This window comes from Paenibacillus sp. 1-18, assembly GCF_000520755.1.
Taxonomy (GTDB): Bacteria; Bacillota; Bacilli; order Paenibacillales; family Paenibacillaceae; genus Paenibacillus; species Paenibacillus brasilensis.
The window spans coordinates 1-532 of the sequence record NZ_ASSB01000300.1 but is presented as its reverse complement, the minus strand read 5'-3'; the positions used below and the strand labels follow the sequence as shown (position 1 = coordinate 532).

Genomic DNA, 532 nt, shown 5'->3' with positions numbered 1-532 from the left:
GTCCTCAATTAAATATTGCTGCTCCTGTCCTTTATTCCTTATTCGTTTGTGGGTTAGAAAATCTACCGTTACCGTCTTTTGCTGAAGCAAAGCTCCGTAATATTTCTCATTGGTCAGAATTAAGGTAATGGAGGAATCCCACCACGTATCGCCACCCGTGACTGTTTTAATCTTATCTCGCATCAATCCTCTGGCTATCGCCTGATAGCTTTTGCCGTCTAGATACTCCTCGTATATTCTGCGTACAATCTCTGCTTCTGGCCCGTTAATCACCAATTCACCATGTTCATCCTTATCATAGCCGAGGAAGCGAGTGGTGTTGCAGAAGACTTTGCCGTTTTGGAAGCCTCGTAATATGCCCCATCGACTATTTTCAGAAATGTTTCGACTCTCGTCTTGGGCAAGAGAACTCAGAATGGTCAGCAATACTTCACCTGTTGTATCGAGTGTATTAATGTTCTCTCGTTCAAAAAATACAGCAACTCCGAGACTTTTGAGTTCCCGTACATATTTCAATAAATCCAGTGTATTC

Annotated in this window: 1 protein-coding gene; it reads right to left on the bottom strand. The window is 42.5% G+C overall.

Annotated elements, in window-relative coordinates:
- The coding region (locus L693_RS0118880) for a recombinase family protein (RefSeq protein ID WP_025719066.1) at nucleotides 1-532 on the bottom strand (532 nt) is incomplete at both ends.